The following is a 19,042-nucleotide window of genomic DNA, read 5'->3' on the forward strand; positions in this document are numbered from 1 at the left end:
GACCGTCGCGGAGCACCCCGAGTACCCCGAGCACGCTGCGAGGAAGCACATGAGCAAGCTGTTGGTGCCCTATTACGAGCACCCGGCCGAGCGTCCCGACGCCTGGGACGCGCTGATCGCCGCCGCGCCCTCGCTGTACGGGGTGGTCCTCAACCCGGCCGACGGGCCCGGGAGTTCACCCGACGAGGCCTTCGCCGCGGTGGCCGGCCGGCTGCGTTCGGCGGGGGTACGGGTGCTCGGCTACGTGGACACCGCCTACGGCCGCCGCCCGCCCCAGGACGTGGTGCGCGAGGCGGCCCGCCACCACGCCTGGTACGGGGTGCACGGGCTCTTCCTCGACCAGGCGGCCACCTCGGCGCGCCAACTGCCCTACTACGCCGACCTGCGCACCGCGCTCGCCGCGACCCACGACACGTACGTCACGCTGGTCCTGAACCACGGCGCGGTCCCGCACGCCGGCTATGCCCGGATCGCCGACCTCCTGGTCACCTTCGAGGGGCCCTGGTCGGCCTACCGGCCGTCCGGGCCGCCCGGGCCCGACACCTGCCACCTGGTGTACGAGGCCCCGCCGGACGCGGTGGCCCAGGCCCCGGTCCACTGCCTGGTCCCCGGCCGACTCCCGCACCCCTGGGGCACGTTGCCGTACCAGCTGGAGCCCGTCCGATGAGGCCTGCGCGCCGGCTGCTCCTGCCCCTGCTCCTGCCCCTGCTCCTGCTCACGGCCTGCACCGGCTCACCGGACGGCCCCGACGACGGGGGCGGGGACGGCCGGGGCACGGCGCCCCCCGCGTCCTCGGGACCCCACTGGCAGCCGAAGCCGGGCCTCACCTGGCAGTGGCAGCTCAAGGGCAGGCTCGACCCGAGCGTCGACGCCCAGGTCTACGACATCGACGCCTTCGACCAGAGCGCGGCGGCCGTGGCCGATCTGCACCGCAGGGGCCGCAAGGTGATCTGTTACGTCTCGACGGGCGCCTGGGAGAACTGGCGGCCCGACGCGGGCCGGTTCCCGAAGGAGGTGCTCGGCAAGGGCAACGGCTGGGACGGCGAGAAGTGGCTCGACATCCGCCGCACCGACGTCCTGGAGCCGCTGATCGCCCAGCGCTTCGACCTGTGCCGGGCCAAGGGCTTCGACGCGGTCGAGCCCGACAACATGGACGGCTACAACAACGACACCGGCTTTCCCCTCAAGGCCGCCGACCAGCTCCGCTACAACGAGCTGATCGCCCGGTTGGCCCATGACCGGGGTCTCGCCGTCGGCCTGAAGAACGACCTCGACCAGATCCCGCGGCTCCTGGCCCACTTCGACTTCGCGGTCAACGAGCAGTGCGCCCAGTACCACGAGTGCGACCGGCTCACGCCGTTCGTCGAGGCGGGCAAGGCCGTCTTCCACGTCGAGTACGAGCTGCCCCCGGCCCGCTTCTGTGCCGCGTCCAAGAAGCTGGGCCTCAGCTCGATGGCGAAGAAGTACGACCTCCAGGTGTGGCGCGACCCCTGCTGAGCGCCCGGCCCGCGGCCCCCGACCGGCCTCCCGCGCTTTCGGGCTCTCGGCCTCTCAGCCGAGGGTGAGGGCGACCAGGGTCACCGTCGCCGAGGTCTCCGCGACCGCCCCGAACACATCGCCCGTCACCCCGCCGAACCGCCGTACGCAGCGCCGTAGCAAGCCCTCCGCCGCGATGAGCCCGGCCGCCGCGGCGAGCGCGAAGTGCAGGGCGGCCCCGGGCCCGGACAGCAGCCCCGCGGCCGCGGAGGCCGCCGTCACCAGGGCGGCCACCACCAGGGCGCGTCGGCCCGGCACCGTGCCCGCCACGACCGCGCCGAGCCCGTCGGGCCGGGCCGCCGGGACGCCCCGCCGGGAGGCCAGGGTCAGCGCGGTGCGGGCACCGGTCGCCGCGACGCCGGCACCCAGCGCGCCCCGGGCCCAGCCGTCCTGCTCGTACAGATGGGCCAGCGCGGCGATCTGGGCGAGCAGGCAGAACAGCAGCGTGACCACGCCGAAGGGGCCGATGTCGCTCTGCTTCATGATGCGCAGCGCGTGCTCGGCGGGCTTGGCGCTGCCGAGCCCGTCGGCGACATCGGCGAGCCCGTCCAGATGCAGACCCCGGGTCAGCAGGGCGGGCGCGGCCGTGCTCACCACCCCCGCGAGCAGCGCCCCGGTCCCGAGCGCCCAGAACCCCGCGCCCGCGGCGGCCGCGCACAGGCCTACGGCGAGCCCGGCCAGCGGGGCGAGCGTCATGCCCGCGCGGGCGGCGGCGCGGTCCCACCGGGTGATGCGGGCGGGAAAGACGGTGAGGGTGCCGAAGGCGAAACGTACGCCGTGCAGGGCCTTGCTTGCGTTCACCCGGCGCAGGCTATCCCGAGCACTCCGGGCCGCCCCGGCGGTAAATTGCGCATATCGGAGCAAACAGGAGCGGGTGGGATGGGTCACTGGTTCTACCGCAACATCACCGAGCCGGGGAAGCTCCCCATGCTGCTCGCGCTGGCCTCGTTCGTCCTGACGTTCCTGATCACGCGTTCCATCACCCGGCTGATCAGGGCCGGACGCGGGCCCTTCCGGAACATCAGGCCCGGCGGCCTGCACATCCACCACGTGGTGCCCGGGGTCATCCTCACCATGATCGGGGGCTTCGGTGCGGTCGGCAGCGGCCGGCACGGCATCGCGCCGGCCGTCTTCGCCGTGCTGTTCGGGATGGGCGCGGGCCTGGTCCTCGACGAGTTCGCGCTGATCCTGCACCTGGACGACGTGTACTGGAGCGAGAACGGGCGCAAGAGCGTCGAGATCGTGGTGCTCGCCGCGGCCCTCATGACGCTGGTGCTCGCCGGGTTCTCACCGCTCGGCGTCAACGATGTGAGCCCGGGGGAGCGACAGGACCGGGCCTCCTTCATCACCTCGATCGCGATCAACTTCTGCTTCGTGCTGATCGCGCTGTTCAAGGGCAAGGTGCGGGTGGCGGTGATCGGCATCTTCGTGCCGTTCGTGGCGCTGTTCGGCGCGATCAGGCTGGCCAAGCCGGGCTCCCCGTGGGCCCAGCGCTTCTACCGCAAGCGGGCGCGGGCCAGGGCGCGGGCCGGGCTCCGGGCCTACCGCCACGACCGGCGCTGGTCGATGCCGCGCCGGCGCCTTCAGGACTGGATCGGCGGCGCACCCGACAAGCTTCCGGTGCGCCGCCCCTGATCATGGCGGTCGCGCCGCCGTTTCCTGCGGACCCAGGTGATCCAGCAGATCACCGCCACCGCGATCAGGGCCGCGATGTGCTCCTTGCCCGCGAGGTTGTTCTTGAGCACCACCTCGACGACCATCGAGCCCGCCACCACCCCGGCCGTCCAGTACGCCCGGTAGCGCCAGCAGACGTACACCGCGAGGGCGACGACGGCCGCCGAGGGGCCGGTGTCGACCATGTCGGCGGCGGAGGCGGGCAGCCCGAAGACGCTGTCGGGACCGATGCGGATGCCGACCCGGGCGTACAGCGTGCCGGCGAGCGTCGCCACGTAGGCGATGAGCAGCATCCGGCCCCGCCCGATGCAGATCTCCGCGATGCCGAAGACGAGCAGCACCTGGGCGAGCGCGCCCCACACCGGCAGGTCGAGGGCCGGCACGAAGAGCGAGAACGGGGTGCGCAGGAGCGAGATCCACAAGGGGTACTCGGCCTTGACGGAACCGATGATCTGGATCGGTCTGAAGCCCCAGGACTGGTTCTGGACGGCCTGGAAGACCGAGGTGAGGGCGACCGCCGAGAGCGTCAGCCAGATGGCCCGCCAGCGCTGGGTGTACAGCGCGTACTTCACGGTCTTGAACAGGGGGCCCCACTCGCGCTCGGCGAACCGGACCACCCGGCTCCGTGCCCCACCGCTCATCTCTCGGACTCCAGGTGTCTGCGGTGCAGCCACTTGGGCAGGCCCGGTGCCTCCAGGAATCCCTCGGCGCGCGCGGACGCGATGGCGATGCGCGGCAGATCCGCGCTCTTCTCGAACAAGGTGAACCGCGGCTCCCAGATCGGCCGGTACTTGGCGTTGGACCGGTAGAGGGACTCGATCTGCCACCAGCGGGAGAAGAAGCTGAGGAGCGAGCGCCACAGCCTCAGCACGGGTCCTGCCCCGAGCTTCGAGCCGCGCTCGAAGACGGAACGGAACATCGCGAAGTTCAGTGAGACCTGAGTGATCCTGATCTCCTTGGCGCGCTGCAGGAGTTCGATCACCATGAACTCGATCAGGCCGTTCTCGGAGTCGCGGTCACGCCGCATCAGGTCGAGCGAAAGCCCCTCGGGGCCCCAGGGCACGAAGCTGAGCAGTGCCCTCAACTCGCCGTCGCCGTCGAAGCATTCGAGCATCATGCACTGGCCGTCGGCGGGGTCGCCGAGCCGGCCGAGCGCCATGGAGAAGCCTCGTTCGGTGGCGCCGTCGCGCCAGTCGTCGGCCTTGCGCAGGAGTTCGTTCATCTCTTCGGCAGGAATGTCCGCGTGACGGCGGATCCGCACCTCGTACCCGGCCCTCTTCACCCGGTTGTACGCCTGGCGCACGGTCCGCATCGCGCGGCCCTCCAGGGTGAACTCGGCGGTCTCCACGATCGCCTCGTCGCCCATCTCCAGGGCGTCCAGGCCGTGCCGGGCGTAGATCTGCCCGGCCTCCTCGCTGGCGCCGGTGACGGCCGGGATCCAGCCGTGCGCGCGGGCCTCGGCGAGCCAGGGCTCGATCGCGCCCGGCCAGGCCTCGGGGTCGCCGATCGGGTCGCCGGAGGCCAGCGAGACGCTGTTGATGACCCGGTAGGTGACGGCGGCCTTGCCGGTCGGGGACCAGATGACGGCCTTCTCGCGGCGCAGCGCGAAGTAGCCGAGGGAGTCGCGCTCGCCCTGCTTGTCCAGGAGGGCCCGGAGCTTCTCCTCGTCCTCGACGGTGAGCGGGTCGACGGCCCTGCGGTTGCGGAAGGCCGCGTAGATGACCGCGATCAGGAGCAGGGTGGCCAGTACGTTGATGGTGACGTTGACCCAGCCGGGGGTGGTGACGCCCTGGGTGTGCCGGTCGTCGGGGACGAGGAACACCAGGCGCATCACGCCGTAGCGCCAGCGCTGCAGGAACGTCGACTGGTCGGTGCCGTCGTAGGTGTTGGTGGCGCTGACCAGGACCGCCGCGACGAGCGAGGTGACGAGCAGGCCGCCGACGGCGGTGGCGATCGCGGCCAGCGGGTTGGAGCGGTCGCCCTTGGCGTAGAACTCGCGGCGGCCCACGAGCAGGGCGAGCACGAACGCCGCGGTCAGGACGAGCGAGATCCAGTTCTGGGCGTAGCGGTGGATCTCCGGGAACGTCATGGCGAACACGAACAGCATCAGGAAGAGCCCGCCGAGCACCATGTTGAGGATCCAGGCGGCCCGCTTGCGGCGGCGCATGGTGACCGCGAGGAAGAGCGTGACCAGCCCGGAGGTGAAACCGGCTTCGAGCAGGTACGGCGTGAAGTAGTCGTCGGTGTTGTGCCGCCGCAGCCCCTGGCCGAGGGTCACCCACACGGCACTGAGGAAGTTGATGAACGTCACCACGCGCAGGTACCAGACGGCGAACGCCGCGCCGGTGCGTGAGCGGGGGGTGCTCCGGTTCGTTCCTTCAGTGGTGCTCAAGCGGACTTCTCCCATGAAACGCGATGATATGGCGGCAAAGCGTTTCACAGCGGCCTCGGGCGGGGCCGGGGGAATCCCCCGGCCCCGCCGTGGCTCACGCGTCGCTGTTCTCCTCGGCGCTCTCCGCGCGCTGGTCAGTGCGCTCGGGCAGCTCCGCGGCCAGGGCGGCCGCGGCTTGTACGAGGGGAAGAGCGAGCAATGCCCCGGTTCCTTCGCCCACTGTGACGCCATGATCGAGCAGAGGGTTGAGTGCCATCCGGTCCAGCGCCTTCGCCTGGCCCGGCTCGCCGCTCAACTGGCCCGCAAGCCACCAGTCCGGAGCCCGGAAGGCCGCCCGCTGGGCCACCAGCGCACAGGCCGACGAGACGACCCCGTCCAGGATCACCGGCAGTCTGCGCACCGCACACTGCAGCAGGAAACCGGTGGCGGCGGCAAGGTCCGCGCCGCCCACCGCGGCCAGAAGTTCCAGCTGATCGCCGAGGACCGGCCGGGCCCGGCGCAGCGCGTCGCGGATCGCGGCGCACTTGCGCATCCAGGCCAGGTCGTCGATCCCGGCGCCGCCGCGCCCGGTGACCACCGAGGCGTCCGTGCCGCACAGCGCCGCGATCAGCACCGCCGCCGGGGTGGTGCCGCCCACGCTGAGGTCGCCGAGCACCACCAGGTCGGTGCCGGAGTCGGCCTCCTCGTCGGCGATCTTCATGCCGAGCCGTACGGCCGCCTCCGCCTCCTCGACGGTCAGGGCGTCCTCGACGTCGATGCGGCCGCTGCCGCGCCGCACCCGGTGGCGTACGACGTCCTCGGGCAGCAGGGCGGGGTCGCAGTCCAGGCCGGCGTCGACGACGCGGACCGAGGCACCCTGGCGGCGGGCGAGCACCGCGACCGGGCTCGCGCCGTCCAGGACGGACCGTACGAGGGTGTGTGCGGAGGAGGCGGGGCGGCCCGAGACGCCGAGCCCGGCCACGCCGTGGTCCCCGGCGAAGAGGATCACGCGGGGGCGCTCGACGGCCCGGACCGGGCTGGCGTCCTGCGCCGCCGACAGCCAGGTGGCCAGCTCGTCGAGCCGGCCGAGCGCGCCGGGCGGCACGGTCAGCCGCTCCCGGCGTTCCTCGGCGTCACGCCGCACACCGTTGTCGGGGCGTTCGATCAGATCGGAGAAGTCGTCCAGGTTCAGCCTGCTCATTTGCCGAACAGTACCGCCAGCGGGTGGACATCAGCCGCGCAGCGTGAGCGCCTGCCCCGCGACGACGAGCAGCACCTGCTCGCACTCGCCCGCGAACGCCGCGTTCAGGCGCCCCAGTTCGTCGCGGAAGCGCCGCCCCGACGACGTCGCGGGGACCACCCCCGAGCCCACTTCGTTGCTCACCGCCACCACCGTCCGCGCGGTGGACCGCACCATCGCGACGAGTTCCTCCGTACGTTCCCTCAGCGCGCGCTCGCCGCCCGCCGCCCACTTCTCGTCGTCCCAGGCGTCGACCCGGTCCATCGCGTCGGTCAGCCACAGGGCCAGACAGTCGATCAGGAGCGGCGGGCCCGGTTCGTCGAGCAGCGGTGCGAGGTCGCAGGTCTCCTCGGTGCGCCACGAGGCGGGCCGCCGTTCGCGGTGCAGGCCGACCCGTGCCGCCCACTCCGCGTCGCCGTCCCGGCCGCCGCCCGTCGCCACGTAGACGACGCCGGGGAAACCCGCCAGGCGCCGCTCGGCCTCCACCGACTTGCCCGAGCGGGCCCCGCCCAGGACGAGCGTGCGGCGCGGCAGATCGGGCACCGCGTGGTACTCGCCGACGATCAGCGTCGTGCCGTCCGGCACCGCGCGCGCCCCGAGCGCGGCGAGCCGGCGCTCCAACTCCCGCCCGGGCGGGACGTCGTGGTCGATGTGCACCGCGATCACATCGGTCGCCGGACCGATGCCGCCGGCCGCCCGCAGCCGCGCGAGCGCGTCGGGCCGCCCGGACACGTCGGCCACCACCATGTCGTACGGCCGCACTTCGGCCAGGCCCGCCGGGGCGCCGCCGGGCGGCAGGTAGAGGAGGCGCTCGCCCTCGGGGGACGTCACTTCGTAGCCGGTGCCCGGCGAGTCCAGCGGTACGGCGAGGACGCGGTGCCCGCTGATCAGCGTCAGCCTGCGTCCGTCCGGCACCCGGCCCGCCGCGGGCAGCCCGGCCGGCAGCTCCACGGCAGGACCGTCGTGCGGATGGGTGAGCAGCACCTGGCGCACCCCGGCGAGCGAGTGCCCGGCGCGGGCGGCGGCGAGCGCCGCGCCCGGGGTGAGGTCGAGCAGCAGTGCGCCGTCGACGAGCAGGGCGGTGGCGGCGCGGGCGTCCTTGCCACGGGCGAGGGCGCACGCGGCGCAGGGACAGTCGGGGCGCGGCAGGCCGGCGGGGGCCCCGGTGCCGAGGAGAGTCAGTTCCACATGCACGATCCTCCCGCGTCGTCGGCCCTCTTGCGCGCCCGGTTACGCTGCGGGCAGCAACGTGACCCAGGAGGCGGACATGGCGTGGACGTGGCGTTTCGAGAAGTCGGACGGTACGGAGGTCGAGCCGGCGGTGGCGCCGGAGGAGTTCACGACCCAGGGCGATGCGGAGTCCTGGATAGGTGAGGTGTGGAAGGACCTGGTCGAAGGCGGGGCCGACCAGGTGTTCCTCTTCGACGACGGAACCAAGATCTACGGCCCGATGAGTCTGCACGCCGAGCAGGTCTGACGGTCCGGCCGGGGGCGCACGGGGCGCCCCCGGCCCCGCTCAGATCTCGCCGAGGGTGACCTCGGCGGTCTTCTTCGCGCCGTCGCGCGTATACGTCACCGTGACCTTCTGGCCGGGCTTGTCCGCGGCCAGGGCCTCCGTCAGCGAGGTGATGGTCGCGATCTCGGTGTCGTCGACCTTGGTGATGACGTCGCCCGCCCTCAGTCCTGCTTTGGCGGCCGCTCCGTTCGCGGGGGCCTGCACGACCGCGACCCCGGCGGGCTGGTAGCCGGCGTTCACGACCGTGCGGCCGGTGATGCCGAGCGCGGCCCGGCCCGAGTCGGTAACCTTGCCGCTCTTGATGATCTGGTCGGCGACCGTCTTGACCATGGACACCGGAATGGCGAAGCCGATGCCGGGGGCCGCGCTGCCGCCCATGTCCGGGTCGGTCGCGGCCAGCGTCGGAATGCCGATGACCTCGCTGTCCAGGTTCACCAGGGCGCCGCCGCTGTTGCCCGGGTTGATCGCGGCCGAGGTCTGCACCATGTTCGCGATGGTGGCACCCGTGCCGCCGCCCGCGCTGCCCTCGGAGACGGTGCGTCCGGTCGCGGAGACGATGCCCTGGGTGACGCTGGAGGACAGGCCGAGCGGCGAGCCCATCGCCAGCACGATCTGGCCCATCTCCACCTTGGACGAGTCGCCGAACCGCGCCGCCTTGAGGCCGCTGGGCATCGAGTCGAGCTTGATGACGGCGAGGTCCTGCTCCGGGTACGACGACACGAGCCGCGCGGTGATCGCCGTACCGCTGCCCGACGTCGACACCTTGAAGGTGCGCTCGTTGCCGACCACGTGCGCGTTGGTGACGATGTGCCCCTGGTCGTCGTAGACGATCCCGGACCCGAGGCTGTTGGACGCGTCGATCTGCACGACGGACGGCAGCACGTTCTTGATGACCCGCTGGTAGTCGCTCTGCAGGCTGTCGGTCACGCCGGAGCCGTTGCGCTGGGCCGGTGAGGAACTCGCGGACGGACTGGCCGGCTTGGGTGCCGCGGCCGTGCTGCCGTCCGAACAGCCGCCGAGCAGAGCGGCGGTGGCGACGGCGGCGGTCAGCGGCAGCACCGCACGGCGCACCCGGCCGGGGTGAAGAGATGCATCCATGGCAGGAGTATCCCTTTGGTCCGATATGGCGGCCTGTCGGTGAGCCCGATCAGGTACCGGGGTCCCGGGCCGGGGCCCGTTCGGCGGATACCCCTGCCCAAGACCGGTACGCCGGGGCCCTCGGCCCCGCGCGACCGGGACGTCAGCCGCGTACGCCGAAGAGGTGCAGCAGTGCCGCGGTGTGCCGGTAGGGGTCGGTGCGGCCGGCCCGGTCCTCGGCGGCGAGCAGCCGCGCCAGCTCGTCGGCGGCCGGAAGGTCCGCGTCGTTGGAGACGTTGTCGGTGAACACCCGCACCCCGTACCAGGTGTGCAGCGGCGCCGCGATCCCGTCCAGCGTGCGGGTCAGCGCGGCGAGCCGGTCGGCCCGCACCGGCAGGCCGAGCCGGTTGGTGTACGAGTCGGAGTCGAAGGCGGCGAGGGCGCCGGCCCAGTCACCGGCGAGGCCGGGCCGCACCGCGAGCGCGTCCGCGTTGCGCACCAGGAGCGAGAGGAGGCCGCCGGGGGCCAGCATCCGGGCCAGGCCCGCGAGCATGGCGTCCGGCTCCTCCACGTACATCAGGACGCCGTGGCAGAGCACCACGTCGAAGGAGCCGGGCAGGAAGTGCACCCCGGTCTCGCGGCCGTCGCCCTCGATCAGGCGGACCCGCTCACGGATGCCCTCCGGCTCGGTGGCCAGCGCCTCGCGGGCCACCTTCAGCATCTGGACGTCGGATTCGAGCCCGGTCACCGAATGGCCGGCGCGGGCCAGGCGCAGGGCCTGGGTGCCCTGGCCCATGCCGACGTCCAGGACGCGCAGGCGCTGGCCCACCGGGAAACGCCCGGCTATCTGCTCGTCGAGATGACGGGCCACGAGCTCCTGGCGGACCACATTGCGCAGCCCGCCGAGGCCCTTCAGCCAGGCGCCGGAGGCGCCGGTGAACCCGGACGGCTTCCCGCTCAGGGCCGCTCTCCGCGCTTGACCTGCGGCTTGGGCAGCCGCAGCCGGCGCATCTGGAGCGTGCGCATGAGGCCGTACGCGACGGCGCCCTTCTTCGGCTCGTCCGGGAAGCGGGCGGCGAGCGCCCTCTTCAGCCGGAAGGCGAGGCCGATCGAGTCGAGCACGATGAGCACGATCACCACGAGCCACAGCAGCAGAGAAAGGTTCTGCAGGCTGCCGATCCGGATCATCGAGAGCACGAGGATGATCACCGCGAGCGGCAGGAACATCTCGGCGACCGAGAACCGGGAGTCGACGAAGTCACGGGTGAACTTGCGCACCGGACCCTTGTCACGGGCCGGCAGATAGCGCTGGTCACCATTGGCGAGGGCCTCGCGCTGCTTGGCCATGTCGACCCGGCGGGCCTCGCGCTGGCGCTTGGCGGCCTCCTTGCGGTCGGTCGGCACGGTCGAGGCACGGCGCCGCTGGGTCTGCGCCTCACTCCGCTTGGGAGTGGGGCGCCCCTTGGGGGCCTCGGGGTCGCGGGGCGCTTTGGAGAGGTCCGCCGTCACCTTGTCGGTGGGGGCCTTCTCTGCGTTGGAACGGCTACGGAACACAATCCCCAAGGGTACGGGGTACCCGGCATGGACCCCAGGCCGGTGGGGAACGATCCCACAACGCCTTGCGTCCTCACCGGTGACCGATGCACCGTTCCCCGAGGTTCACCTACTCCCTGCGCCGGATCAACGCCGGACACAGTCGTCCTTGGGGATGAGCGCATCGTCGCCCGAACAGTGCGGTAATGGATGCAGGGCCCGTACTGTGGGTTCTGTTGCAGCAGCTGGAGCTGGAGTCCGTCAGAAGGGGGCGCGCGAAGCCCATGAGCGGTGTCATGAAGCGTATGGGGATGATCTTCCGCGCGAAGGCGAACAAGGCCCTTGACCGGGCCGAGGACCCTCGCGAGACCCTCGATTACTCGTACCAGAAGCAGCTTGAGCTGCTCCAGAAGGTGCGCCGGGGAGTCGCCGACGTGGCGACCTCCCGCAAGCGTCTGGAGCTGCAGCTCAACCAGCTGCAGAGCCAGTCCTCCAAGCTGGAGGACCAGGGGCGCAAGGCCCTCTCGCTCGGCCGTGAGGACCTGGCCCGCGAGGCCCTGTCCCGCCGCGCCTCGCTGCAGCAGCAGGTCACCGACCTGGAGACGCAGCACCAGACGCTGCAGGGCGAGGAGGAGAAGCTCACCCTTGCGGCCCAGCGCCTCCAGGCCAAGGTCGACGCCTTCCGGACCAAGAAGGAAACGATCAAGGCGACGTACACCGCGGCCCAGGCGCAGACCCGGATCGCGGAGTCCTTCTCGGGCATCTCCGAGGAGATGAGCGACGTCGGCATGGCCATCCAGCGGGCCGAGGACAAGACCGCGCAGCTCCAGGCGCGGGCCGGCGCGATCGACGAACTGCTTGCCTCGGGCGCCCTCGACGACCAGTCGGGGCTCGCCAAGGACGACATCCAGACCGAGCTCGACCGGCTGTCCGGTGGTACGGATGTAGAGCTGGAACTGCAGCGGATGAAGGCCGAGCTGACGGGCGGCGGGTCCGCCGGGAAGCAGGCCATCGAGGGCGGCGCCGCCGCTCCGCAGGACAAGGCCCCGCAGCAGAGCCCGCGCTTCGACAAGCAGTGACGAGCGGCAGGAGACGTTCATGATCGTCCGGATCATGGGGGAGGGTCAGGTGAAGCTGGCGGACAGCCACTTCACCGAGCTCAACAAGCTCGACGACGACCTCCTCGCCCAAATGGAGGAGGGCGACGAGGACGGCTTCCGCCGCACCCTGGGCGCGCTCCTGGACGCGGTGCGCCGCCTCGGCGAGCCGCTTCCCGACGACTCCCTGGAGCCGTCCGAGCTGATCCTTCCGAGCCCGGACGCGAGTCTGGACGAGGTCAGGGAGATGCTCAGCGACGACGGCCTCATCCCGGGCTGACGGGCGGGGTCCCGGCCCCCTTACGGTAGGTGACCGTGACCCCCATCGACCGTGCCCGCCCCTGGCTCAGGGCGCATCCGCTGGCCCTGGATGCCGCCCTCGCCCTCGGCGTCCTGATCTGCATGGTCCTCGGCTCCTTCGCCGACCCGCACGGGCCGAACGGGCCGACCTTCGGCACCCGTACGCCGGGTCTGCGTTCGCTCGTCCTGATGATTCTGGGCGCCGGCGCTCTGGTCCTGCGGCGGCGCAGGCCCATGGCCGTGCTCGGCTGCACCGGCGTGCTGGCCATGATCGAGCTGAGCCTGGGCGATCCGCCCGCGCCGGTCGCCATGAGCGCCGTCGTCGCGCTCTACACGGTCGCCGCCCACACCGACCGTTCCACCACCTACCGCGTCGGCGTGCTCAGCGTCGTCGTGCTCACCGGCACGGCGATGCTCTTCGGCACCCCGCCCTGGTACTCCCAGGAACACCTCGGGATCTTCGCCTGGACCGGCATGGCCGCGGCCGCCGGGGACGCCGTGCGCAGTCGGCGCGCCTTCATCGACGCGATCCGCGAGCGCGCCGAGCGGGCCGAGCACGGCCGCGAGGAGGAGGCCCGTCGCCGGGTCGCCGAGGAGCGGCTGCGGATCGCCCGCGACCTGCACGACGTGGTGGCCCACCACATCGCCCTGGTCAACGTGCAGGCCGGTGTCGCGGCCCACGTCATGGACAAGCGGCCCGACCAGGCGAAGGAGGCGCTCGCCCATGTGCGCGAGGCCAGCCGCTCGGCCCTGAACGAACTCCGTTCCACCGTCGGCCTGTTGCGCCAGTCCGGCGACCCCGCCGCGCCCACCGAGCCGGCCCCGGGCCTCGCCGTCCTGGACGACCTGCTCGGCGGCTTCCGGCGCGCGGGCCTGCCGGTGGAGCTCGCCCGCACCGACGACGCCCCGCTGCCCGCCGCCGTCGACCTCGCCGCGTACCGGGTCATCCAGGAGGCCCTGACCAATGTGCGCAAGCACGCGGGGCCCGGCGCCAGGGCCGAGGTGAGCGTCGTACGGGTCGGGCCCCACACCGAGATCACCGTCATCGACAACGGCACGGGCACCGGCAGCACGGCCGGCGACGGCGGCGGCCACGGCCTGCTCGGCATGCGCGAGCGCGTCACCGCCCTCGGCGGCAGCTGCACCGCGGGACCCCGCTACGGCGGCGGCTTCCGCGTACAGGCGATACTGCCGGTCAAGGCCGCGGAGACCGGGGCCCCGGGGGAAGGCACGTCATGACCATCACGGTGGTACTCGCCGACGACCAGGCGCTGCTGCGCTCGGCCTTCCGGGTCCTGGTGGACTCCGAGCCGGACATGGAGGTCGTGGGAGAGGCGGCCGACGGGGCGGCGGTCGTCGACGTGGTCCGCGCGACCCTGCCGGACGTGGTCCTGATGGACATCCGGATGCCCGGCACCGACGGCCTCGCCGCCACCCGCGCCATCACCGCCGACCCGGCCCTCGCCACCGTCCACGTGGTGATGCTGACGACGTTCGAGGTCGACGAGTACGTGGTGCAGTCGCTGCGCGCCGGCGCCTCGGGCTTCCTCGGCAAGGGCGCCGAGCCCGAGGAACTGCTCGGCGCGATCCGGGTCGCCGCGGCCGGTGAGGCGCTCCTGTCGCCGGCCGCGACCAAGGGCCTGATCACCACCTTCCTTGCGCAGGGCGGCAGTTGGGACGGTGGCGACGAGGACCCGAGACGGCACGGCGAGCGGCTCGCCACGCTGACCGTCCGCGAGCGCGAGGTCCTCGTCCAGGTCGCGGGCGGCCACTCCAACGACGAGATCGCCGAGCGCCTCGCCGTCAGCCCGCTCACGGTCAAGACCCATGTCAACCGTGCGATGGCCAAGCTGAGCGCCCGGGACCGGGCCCAATTGGTGGTAATCGCGTACGAATCGGGGCTTGTCCGTCCACGGGTGGACTGAAGGGTGGAGTGCGGCGTACTGCGGCTGCGGTATGCGCGGGATAAGGAAAGGGACCTGGGAGCGAGGAATCGAACCCGTCCCATGGCAGAGGGTTGTAGGCGGGGGCCGGGTCATCCCGGATGGCGCGCCGCGTGATCGCGGGCCGGCCCGCCTGCCCCTCCTGCTGGGTATCGCCGCTCGCACGCCACAGAAGAGAGACCCCACCCATGTCCTGGCTGTCCAGATTCAGCCTCGCACAACGGGCCCTGATAGGCCTGATGTCGATCGTCGCGATCGTCTTCGGGGCGATCGCCATTCCGCAGCTCAAGCAGCAACTGCTGCCCACCATCGAACTGCCGATGGTGTCGGTGCTCGCCCCCTATCAGGGCGCCTCCCCCGACGTGGTCGAGAAGCAGGTCGTCGAGCCGCTCGAAAAGAACATCAAGGCCGTCAGCGGAGTCAAGGGCATCACGTCCACGGCCTCCGAGGGCAACGCCGTGATCATGGCGACCTTCGACTTCGGCACCGGCACGAAGCAGCTCGTCGCCGACATCCAGCAGGCCGTCAACCGGTCCCGTACCCAGATCCCCACCGAGGTCGACCCGCAGGTCGTCGCCGGCTCCACCGACGACATGCCGACCGTGGTGCTCGCCGTGACCTCCGACAAGGACCAGCAGGCGCTCGCCGACCAGCTGGACCGCACGGTCGTCCCGGCCCTGGAGGACATCAAGGGCGTCGGCCGCGTCAGCGTCGACGGCGTCCAGGACCTCCAGGTCAATGTGACGCCCGACGCGAAGAAGCTCGCCGCGGCCGGCCTCACCACCATGACGCTCGGCGACGCCCTGAAGGCGGGCGGCGCGACGGTTCCCGGCGGCTCCTTCTCCGAGGACGGCAAGAGCCGCACGGTCCAGGTCGGCGCCCCCTACACCTCCCTCAAGCAGATCGAGGACCTGCGGATCAAGCCGCAGCAGGGCACCCCGGTCCGCCTCGGTGACATCGCCACCGTCAAGCAGCAGCCCGCGCAGCGCGTTTCCATCACCCGCACCAACGGCAAGCCCAGCCTCGCCGTGACGGCCACCATGGACCACGACGGCAGCGCCGTCGCGATCTCGAAGGCCGTCAAGGACAAGCTGCCCGACCTGAAGAAGGACCTCGGTTCCGGCGCGGAGCTCACCGTCGCCATGGACCAGGGCCCCCAGGTCTCCAAGGCCATCTCCGGCCTGACCACCGAGGGCGCGCTCGGCCTGCTCTTCGCCGTGATCGTGATCCTGCTGTTCCTGGCCTCGATCCGCTCGACGCTGGTGACCGCGGTCTCCATCCCGCTGTCCGTGGTCCTCGCGCTGATCGTGCTGTGGACGCAGGACCTCTCCCTCAACATGCTCACGCTGGGCGCGCTGACGATCGCGATCGGCCGGGTCGTCGACGACTCGATCGTGGTCCTGGAGAACATCAAGCGCCACCTCGGCTACGGCGAGGAGCGCCAGGAGGCGATCCTCGCGGCGGTCAAGGAGGTGGCCGGCGCGGTCACCGCCTCGACGCTCACCACCGTCGCGGTGTTCCTGCCGATCGCCTTCGTGAACGGCATGGTGGGCGAGCTGTTCGGCTCGTTCAGCCTCACCGTCACCGCGGCCCTGCTCGCCTCGCTGCTCGTCTCCCTGACCGTTGTGCCGGTCCTGTCGTACTGGTTCCTGCGCGCCCCCAAGGCGATCGCGGGCATCGACCCGGACGAGGCGCGCCGCAGGGCCGAGGAGAAGGAGAACAAGTCCCGCCTGCAGCGCCTCTACGTCCCGGTGCTGCGCTTCGCGACCCGCCGCCGCCTCACCAGCGTCCTGATCGCGGTCGTCGTCCTGATCGGCACCTTCGGCATGGCCGGTCTCCTGAAGACCAACTTCTTCGACCAGGGCGAGCAGGACAGCCTGTCGATCAAGCAGGAGCTGGCGCCCGGCACCAGCCTGGACGCGGCGGACGCCGCGTCCAAGAAGGTCGAGGCGATCCTCGCCGCCGACCCGGCGGTCAAGAGCTACCAGGTCACCGTCGGCTCCTCCGGCTTCATGGCGGCCTTCGGCGGCGGCACCGGCGCCAACCAGGCCTCGTACACGGTGACGCTGAAGAACGCGAGCGACTACGACAAGGCGCACGACCGCCTGGAGAAGGCGCTCAAGGGCCAGCCCGGCAACCCGGCCATCACCGCGGGCGGCGGATTCGGCAGCCAGGACCTCAGCGTGGTCGTCAAGGCGTCCGACGGCGACGTCCTGAAGAAGGCGTCGGAGCAGGTGCGCCAGGCCGTCGCGAGCCTCAAGGACGTCAGCGACGTCCAGAGCGACCTGGCGCAGAGCGTGCCCCGGGTCTCGGTGCAGCCCAACGACAAGGCGGCCGACGCGGGCTTCAACCAGGCCACGCTCGGCATGGCCGTCGCCCAGCAGGTGCACGGCACCCAGGTCACCAAGGCGATCATGGGGGACTCCGAGCGGGACGTGTACATCACCTCGCCCGACCCGGCCACGACCCTGGACCAGCTCAAGAACCTGCCGCTCGGCCCGGTCAAGCTCGGTGACGTCGCCGACGTGAAGCTGGTGCCCGGCCCGGTCTCCATGACCCGGATCGACGGCGCCCGCTCGGCGACCATCACCGCCAAGCCGGTCGGCGACAACACGGGCAAGGTCAGCACCGACCTCCAGGCCAAGATCAAGGACCTGAAGCTGCCGGCCGGCGCCACCGCCACCATCGGCGGCGTCTCCTCGGACCAGTCGGACGCGTTCAAGAACCTGGCCCTGGCGATGCTGGCCGCGATCGCGATCGTCTTCATGCTCCTGGTCGCGACCTTCAGGTCCCTGATCCAGCCGCTGATCCTGCTGGTCGCCATCCCGTTCGCGGCCACCGGTGCGATCGGCCTCCTCGCGGCCACCGACACCCCGATGGGCGTCCCGGCGATGATCGGCATGCTGATGCTGATCGGCATCGTGGTGACCAACGCGATCGTCCTGATCGACCTGATCAACCAGTACCGCAAGCAGGGCCTCGGCGTGGTCGAGGCGGTCGTCGAAGGCGGCCGCCACCGTCTGCGCCCGATCCTGATGACGGCCCTGGCGACGATCTTCGCGCTGCTCCCGATGGCGCTGGGCGTCACGGGCGAGGGCGGCTTCATCGCCCAGCCGCTCGCGGTCGTGGTGATCGGCGGTCTGGTGACGTCGACCCTGCTCACCCTGCTGCTGGTCCCGACCCTCTACGCGATGGTCGAGCTCCGCAAGGAGCGCAGGGCCGAGAAGAAGGCGGCGAAGCGCGGCGGGAAGGCGCCCGAGTCCACGACGTCGGACGACTCCGACGAGTTGGAGCGGGCCCACGCCTGATCCTCGCCGTACGGGCCCGATCCGGCCCGTAGGTGCGCCGAAGGCCGCCCCCTCGCAAGGGGGCGGCCTTCCGTCGTGTCCGGGGCCTTCCGCTGTGTCCGGGGCCCGGGTTACGGCAGGGCCAGCATCCGCTCCAGGGCGAGCTTCGCGAAGCTCTCGGTCTCGCGGTCGACCTGGATCTGGTTGATCAGCTTGCCCTCGGCGAGCGACTCCAGGGTCCACACCAGGTGCGGCAGGTCGATGCGGTTCATGGTGGAGCAGAAGCAGACCGTCTTGTCGAGGAAGACGATCTCCTTGTCCTCGGCGGCGAACCGGTTGGCCAGGCGCCGGACCAGGTTCAGCTCGGTGCCGATCGCCCACTTCGAGCCGCGCGGGGCCGCCTCCAGGGCCTTGATGATGTACTCCGTCGAGCCGACGTAGTCCGCCGCGGCCACGACCTCGTGCTTGCACTCGGGGTGCACCAGGACGTTCACGCCCGGGATGCGCTCGCGCACGTCGTTCACCGAGTCGAGCGAGAAGCGGCCGTGCACCGAGCAGTGACCGCGCCACAGGATCATCTTCGCGTTCCGCAGCTCCTCGACGGTGAGGCCGCCGTTCGGCTTGTGCGGGTTGTAGAGCACGCAGTCGTCGAGGGACATGCCGAGGTCGCGCACGGCGGTGTTGCGGCCCAGGTGCTGGTCCGGCAGGAAAAGGATCTTCTCGCCCTGCTCGAAGGCCCAGTTCAGGGCGCGCTCGGCGTTGGAGGAGGTGCAGATGGTGCCGCCGTGCTTGCCGGTGAACGCCTTGATGTCGGCCGAGGAGTTCATGTACGAGACGGGGACGACCTGTTCGGCTATCCCGGCCTCGGTCAGCACGTCCCAGCACTCGGCGACCTGCTCGGCGGTGGCCATGTCGGCCATCGAGCAGCCCGCGGCGAGGTCCGGAAGGACGACCTTCTGGTCGTCGCCGGTCAGGATGTCCGCGGACTCGGCCATGAAGTGCACACCGCAGAACACGATGTACTCGGCCTCGGGCCTGGCGGCCGCGTCCTTGGCGAGCTTGAACGAGTCGCCCGTCACATCGGCGAACTCGATGACCTCGTCGCGCTGGTAGTGGTGCCCGAGGATGAAGACCTTGTCCCCGAGCTTCTCCTTGGCCGCGCGGGCCCGCGCCACCAGGTCCGGGTCGGAGGGCGAAGGCAGGTCGCCGGGGCACTCCACGCCGCGCTCGCTCTTGGGGTCGGCCTCGCGGCCGAGCAGGAGCAGCGCGAGCGGCGTCGGCTGGACGTCGAGCTCGACGCGGCCGGCGAGGTCCTGACGGGGCTGGGCGGTGGTCACGTCACGCACCCTTTCTGTTTCCTGAGCAGTGCGGCGGAGCCGCTCCAGTGGCCCCAGGTGCGTGCACCCAGGGGTTTTCGTCTAAATGACGCTATCTATCATAACCGCTTCACGTCACTTTGACGATGGCG

18 protein-coding genes are annotated in these 19,042 nt (G+C 71.5%); 9 read left to right on the forward strand and 9 right to left on the reverse strand.

Annotated features, from left to right (window positions below; genetic code table 11):
- Positions 1-49: 49 nt before the first annotated feature.
- Complete coding sequence (locus IE267_RS05385) at positions 50-667, forward strand: spherulation-specific family 4 protein (protein WP_189762307.1); 618 nt, start codon at positions 50-52, stop codon at positions 665-667.
- The gene (locus tag IE267_RS05390) at positions 664-1,497 is read left to right on the forward strand and encodes an endo alpha-1,4 polygalactosaminidase (RefSeq protein WP_189762308.1); all 834 of its coding nucleotides are present in this window, start codon (positions 664-666) and stop codon (positions 1,495-1,497) included. The genes IE267_RS05385 and IE267_RS05390 overlap by 4 nt, the downstream gene beginning before the upstream one ends.
- Before the next feature lie 54 nt (positions 1,498-1,551).
- Here the strand turns inward: IE267_RS05390 and IE267_RS05395 are convergent, their stop codons facing one another.
- The gene (locus IE267_RS05395) at positions 1,552-2,346 is read right to left on the reverse strand and encodes an adenosylcobinamide-GDP ribazoletransferase (protein WP_373304483.1); all 795 of its coding nucleotides are present in this window, start codon (positions 2,344-2,346) and stop codon (positions 1,552-1,554) included.
- A gap of 69 nt (positions 2,347-2,415) precedes the next feature.
- Between IE267_RS05395 and IE267_RS05400 the strand changes: the two genes are divergently transcribed.
- The gene (locus IE267_RS05400) at positions 2,416-3,171 is read left to right on the forward strand and encodes a hypothetical protein (RefSeq protein WP_167153729.1); all 756 of its coding nucleotides are present in this window, start codon (positions 2,416-2,418) and stop codon (positions 3,169-3,171) included.
- On the opposite strand, the gene IE267_RS05405 is transcribed toward IE267_RS05400, so the two are convergent.
- From IE267_RS05405 to IE267_RS05420, 4 genes are all read right to left on the reverse strand, one after another.
- Positions 3,120-3,851 (reverse strand): hypothetical protein, encoded by a 732-nt coding sequence (locus IE267_RS05405; protein WP_167153731.1) that lies wholly within the window; start codon positions 3,849-3,851, stop codon positions 3,120-3,122. The genes IE267_RS05400 and IE267_RS05405 overlap by 52 nt on opposite strands.
- On the reverse strand, positions 3,848-5,617 hold the full coding sequence (locus IE267_RS05410) for a phosphatidylglycerol lysyltransferase domain-containing protein (RefSeq protein WP_161251213.1): 1,770 nt from the start codon (positions 5,615-5,617) through the stop codon (positions 3,848-3,850). Before IE267_RS05410 ends, IE267_RS05405 begins: the two co-directional genes overlap by 4 nt.
- A gap of 79 nt (positions 5,618-5,696) precedes the next feature.
- Entirely contained in the window at positions 5,697-6,782 is a 1,086-nt protein-coding gene (gene cobT / locus IE267_RS05415) for a nicotinate-nucleotide--dimethylbenzimidazole phosphoribosyltransferase (RefSeq protein WP_167153733.1), read from the reverse strand.
- Positions 6,783-6,812: 30 nt separating this feature from the next.
- On the reverse strand, positions 6,813-8,009 hold the full coding sequence (locus tag IE267_RS05420; protein WP_189762310.1) for a bifunctional adenosylcobinamide kinase/adenosylcobinamide-phosphate guanylyltransferase: 1,197 nt from the start codon (positions 8,007-8,009) through the stop codon (positions 6,813-6,815).
- A 79-nt stretch (positions 8,010-8,088) separates the two neighbouring features.
- Here IE267_RS05420 and IE267_RS05425 point away from each other — a divergent pair, with 79 nt between their 5' ends.
- Positions 8,089-8,298 (forward strand): hypothetical protein, encoded by a 210-nt coding sequence (locus IE267_RS05425; protein WP_167153737.1) that lies wholly within the window; start codon positions 8,089-8,091, stop codon positions 8,296-8,298.
- A 39-nt stretch (positions 8,299-8,337) separates the two neighbouring features.
- On the opposite strand, the gene IE267_RS05430 is transcribed toward IE267_RS05425, so the two are convergent.
- The 3 genes from IE267_RS05430 to IE267_RS05440 all read right to left on the reverse strand — a co-directional run bounded on the left by IE267_RS05430 (position 8,338) and on the right by IE267_RS05440 (position 10,968).
- A complete protein-coding gene (locus IE267_RS05430; protein WP_189762311.1) occupies positions 8,338-9,435 on the reverse strand; it encodes a S1C family serine protease in 1,098 nt (365 codons plus the stop codon).
- 142 nt (positions 9,436-9,577) lie between these two features.
- Entirely contained in the window at positions 9,578-10,285 is a 708-nt protein-coding gene (locus tag IE267_RS05435) for a class I SAM-dependent methyltransferase (protein WP_229860753.1), read from the reverse strand.
- Between the two features lie 86 nt (positions 10,286-10,371).
- Positions 10,372-10,968: a DUF3043 domain-containing protein gene (locus IE267_RS05440; protein WP_100574661.1), complete on the reverse strand. Its 597-nt coding sequence runs from the start codon at positions 10,966-10,968 to the stop codon at positions 10,372-10,374.
- A 263-nt stretch (positions 10,969-11,231) separates the two neighbouring features.
- On the opposite strand from IE267_RS05440, the gene IE267_RS05445 reads away from it, so the two are divergent.
- The 5 genes from IE267_RS05445 to IE267_RS05465 all read left to right on the forward strand — a co-directional run bounded on the left by IE267_RS05445 (position 11,232) and on the right by IE267_RS05465 (position 17,595).
- Positions 11,232-12,026, forward strand: a complete 795-nt coding sequence (locus IE267_RS05445) for a PspA/IM30 family protein (protein ID WP_161251200.1) — start codon at positions 11,232-11,234, stop codon at positions 12,024-12,026.
- A 19-nt stretch (positions 12,027-12,045) separates the two neighbouring features.
- A complete protein-coding gene (pspAA, locus tag IE267_RS05450; protein WP_161251198.1) occupies positions 12,046-12,324 on the forward strand; it encodes a PspA-associated protein PspAA in 279 nt (92 codons plus the stop codon).
- Positions 12,325-12,359: 35 nt separating this feature from the next.
- Positions 12,360-13,583 (forward strand): sensor histidine kinase, encoded by a 1,224-nt coding sequence (locus tag IE267_RS05455; RefSeq protein WP_229860755.1) that lies wholly within the window; start codon positions 12,360-12,362, stop codon positions 13,581-13,583.
- The gene (locus IE267_RS05460) at positions 13,580-14,269 is read left to right on the forward strand and encodes a response regulator (RefSeq protein ID WP_161251196.1); all 690 of its coding nucleotides are present in this window, start codon (positions 13,580-13,582) and stop codon (positions 14,267-14,269) included. Before IE267_RS05455 ends, IE267_RS05460 begins: the two co-directional genes overlap by 4 nt.
- Positions 14,270-14,475: 206 nt before the next feature.
- A complete protein-coding gene (locus IE267_RS05465; protein ID WP_189762312.1) occupies positions 14,476-17,595 on the forward strand; it encodes an efflux RND transporter permease subunit in 3,120 nt (1,039 codons plus the stop codon).
- A gap of 110 nt (positions 17,596-17,705) precedes the next feature.
- Here IE267_RS05465 and nadA read toward each other — a convergent pair whose 3' ends face one another.
- Positions 17,706-18,920, reverse strand: a complete 1,215-nt coding sequence (gene nadA, locus IE267_RS05470; RefSeq protein WP_167153742.1) for a quinolinate synthase NadA — start codon at positions 18,918-18,920, stop codon at positions 17,706-17,708.
- Between the last annotated feature and the right edge of the window lie 122 nt (positions 18,921-19,042).

The organism is Streptomyces xanthochromogenes (genome assembly GCF_014650455.1).
Classification (GTDB): Bacteria; Actinomycetota; Actinomycetes; order Streptomycetales; family Streptomycetaceae; genus Streptomyces; species Streptomyces xanthochromogenes.

Excerpts from the sequence above, each read along its gene's own strand:
- IE267_RS05390 (WP_189762308.1), top strand. The coding sequence starts at position 664 with ATGAGGCCTGCGCGCCGGCTGCTCCTGCCCCTGCTCCTGCCCCTGCTC.
- IE267_RS05400 (WP_167153729.1), top strand. The coding sequence starts at position 2,416 with ATGGGTCACTGGTTCTACCGCAACATCACCGAGCCGGGGAAGCTCCCC.
- IE267_RS05445 (WP_161251200.1), top strand. The coding sequence starts at position 11,232 with ATGAGCGGTGTCATGAAGCGTATGGGGATGATCTTCCGCGCGAAGGCG.
- IE267_RS05385 (WP_189762307.1), top strand. The coding sequence starts at position 50 with ATGAGCAAGCTGTTGGTGCCCTATTACGAGCACCCGGCCGAGCGTCCC.
- cobT (WP_167153733.1), bottom strand. The coding sequence starts at position 6,782 with ATGAGCAGGCTGAACCTGGACGACTTCTCCGATCTGATCGAACGCCCC.
- IE267_RS05425 (WP_167153737.1), top strand. The coding sequence starts at position 8,089 with ATGGCGTGGACGTGGCGTTTCGAGAAGTCGGACGGTACGGAGGTCGAG.
- IE267_RS05410 (WP_161251213.1), bottom strand. The coding sequence starts at position 5,617 with ATGGGAGAAGTCCGCTTGAGCACCACTGAAGGAACGAACCGGAGCACC.
- IE267_RS05405 (WP_167153731.1), bottom strand. The coding sequence starts at position 3,851 with ATGAGCGGTGGGGCACGGAGCCGGGTGGTCCGGTTCGCCGAGCGCGAG.
- IE267_RS05460 (WP_161251196.1), top strand. The coding sequence starts at position 13,580 with ATGACCATCACGGTGGTACTCGCCGACGACCAGGCGCTGCTGCGCTCG.
- pspAA (WP_161251198.1), top strand. The coding sequence starts at position 12,046 with ATGATCGTCCGGATCATGGGGGAGGGTCAGGTGAAGCTGGCGGACAGC.
- IE267_RS05465 (WP_189762312.1), top strand. The coding sequence starts at position 14,476 with ATGTCCTGGCTGTCCAGATTCAGCCTCGCACAACGGGCCCTGATAGGC.
- IE267_RS05430 (WP_189762311.1), bottom strand. The coding sequence starts at position 9,435 with ATGGATGCATCTCTTCACCCCGGCCGGGTGCGCCGTGCGGTGCTGCCG.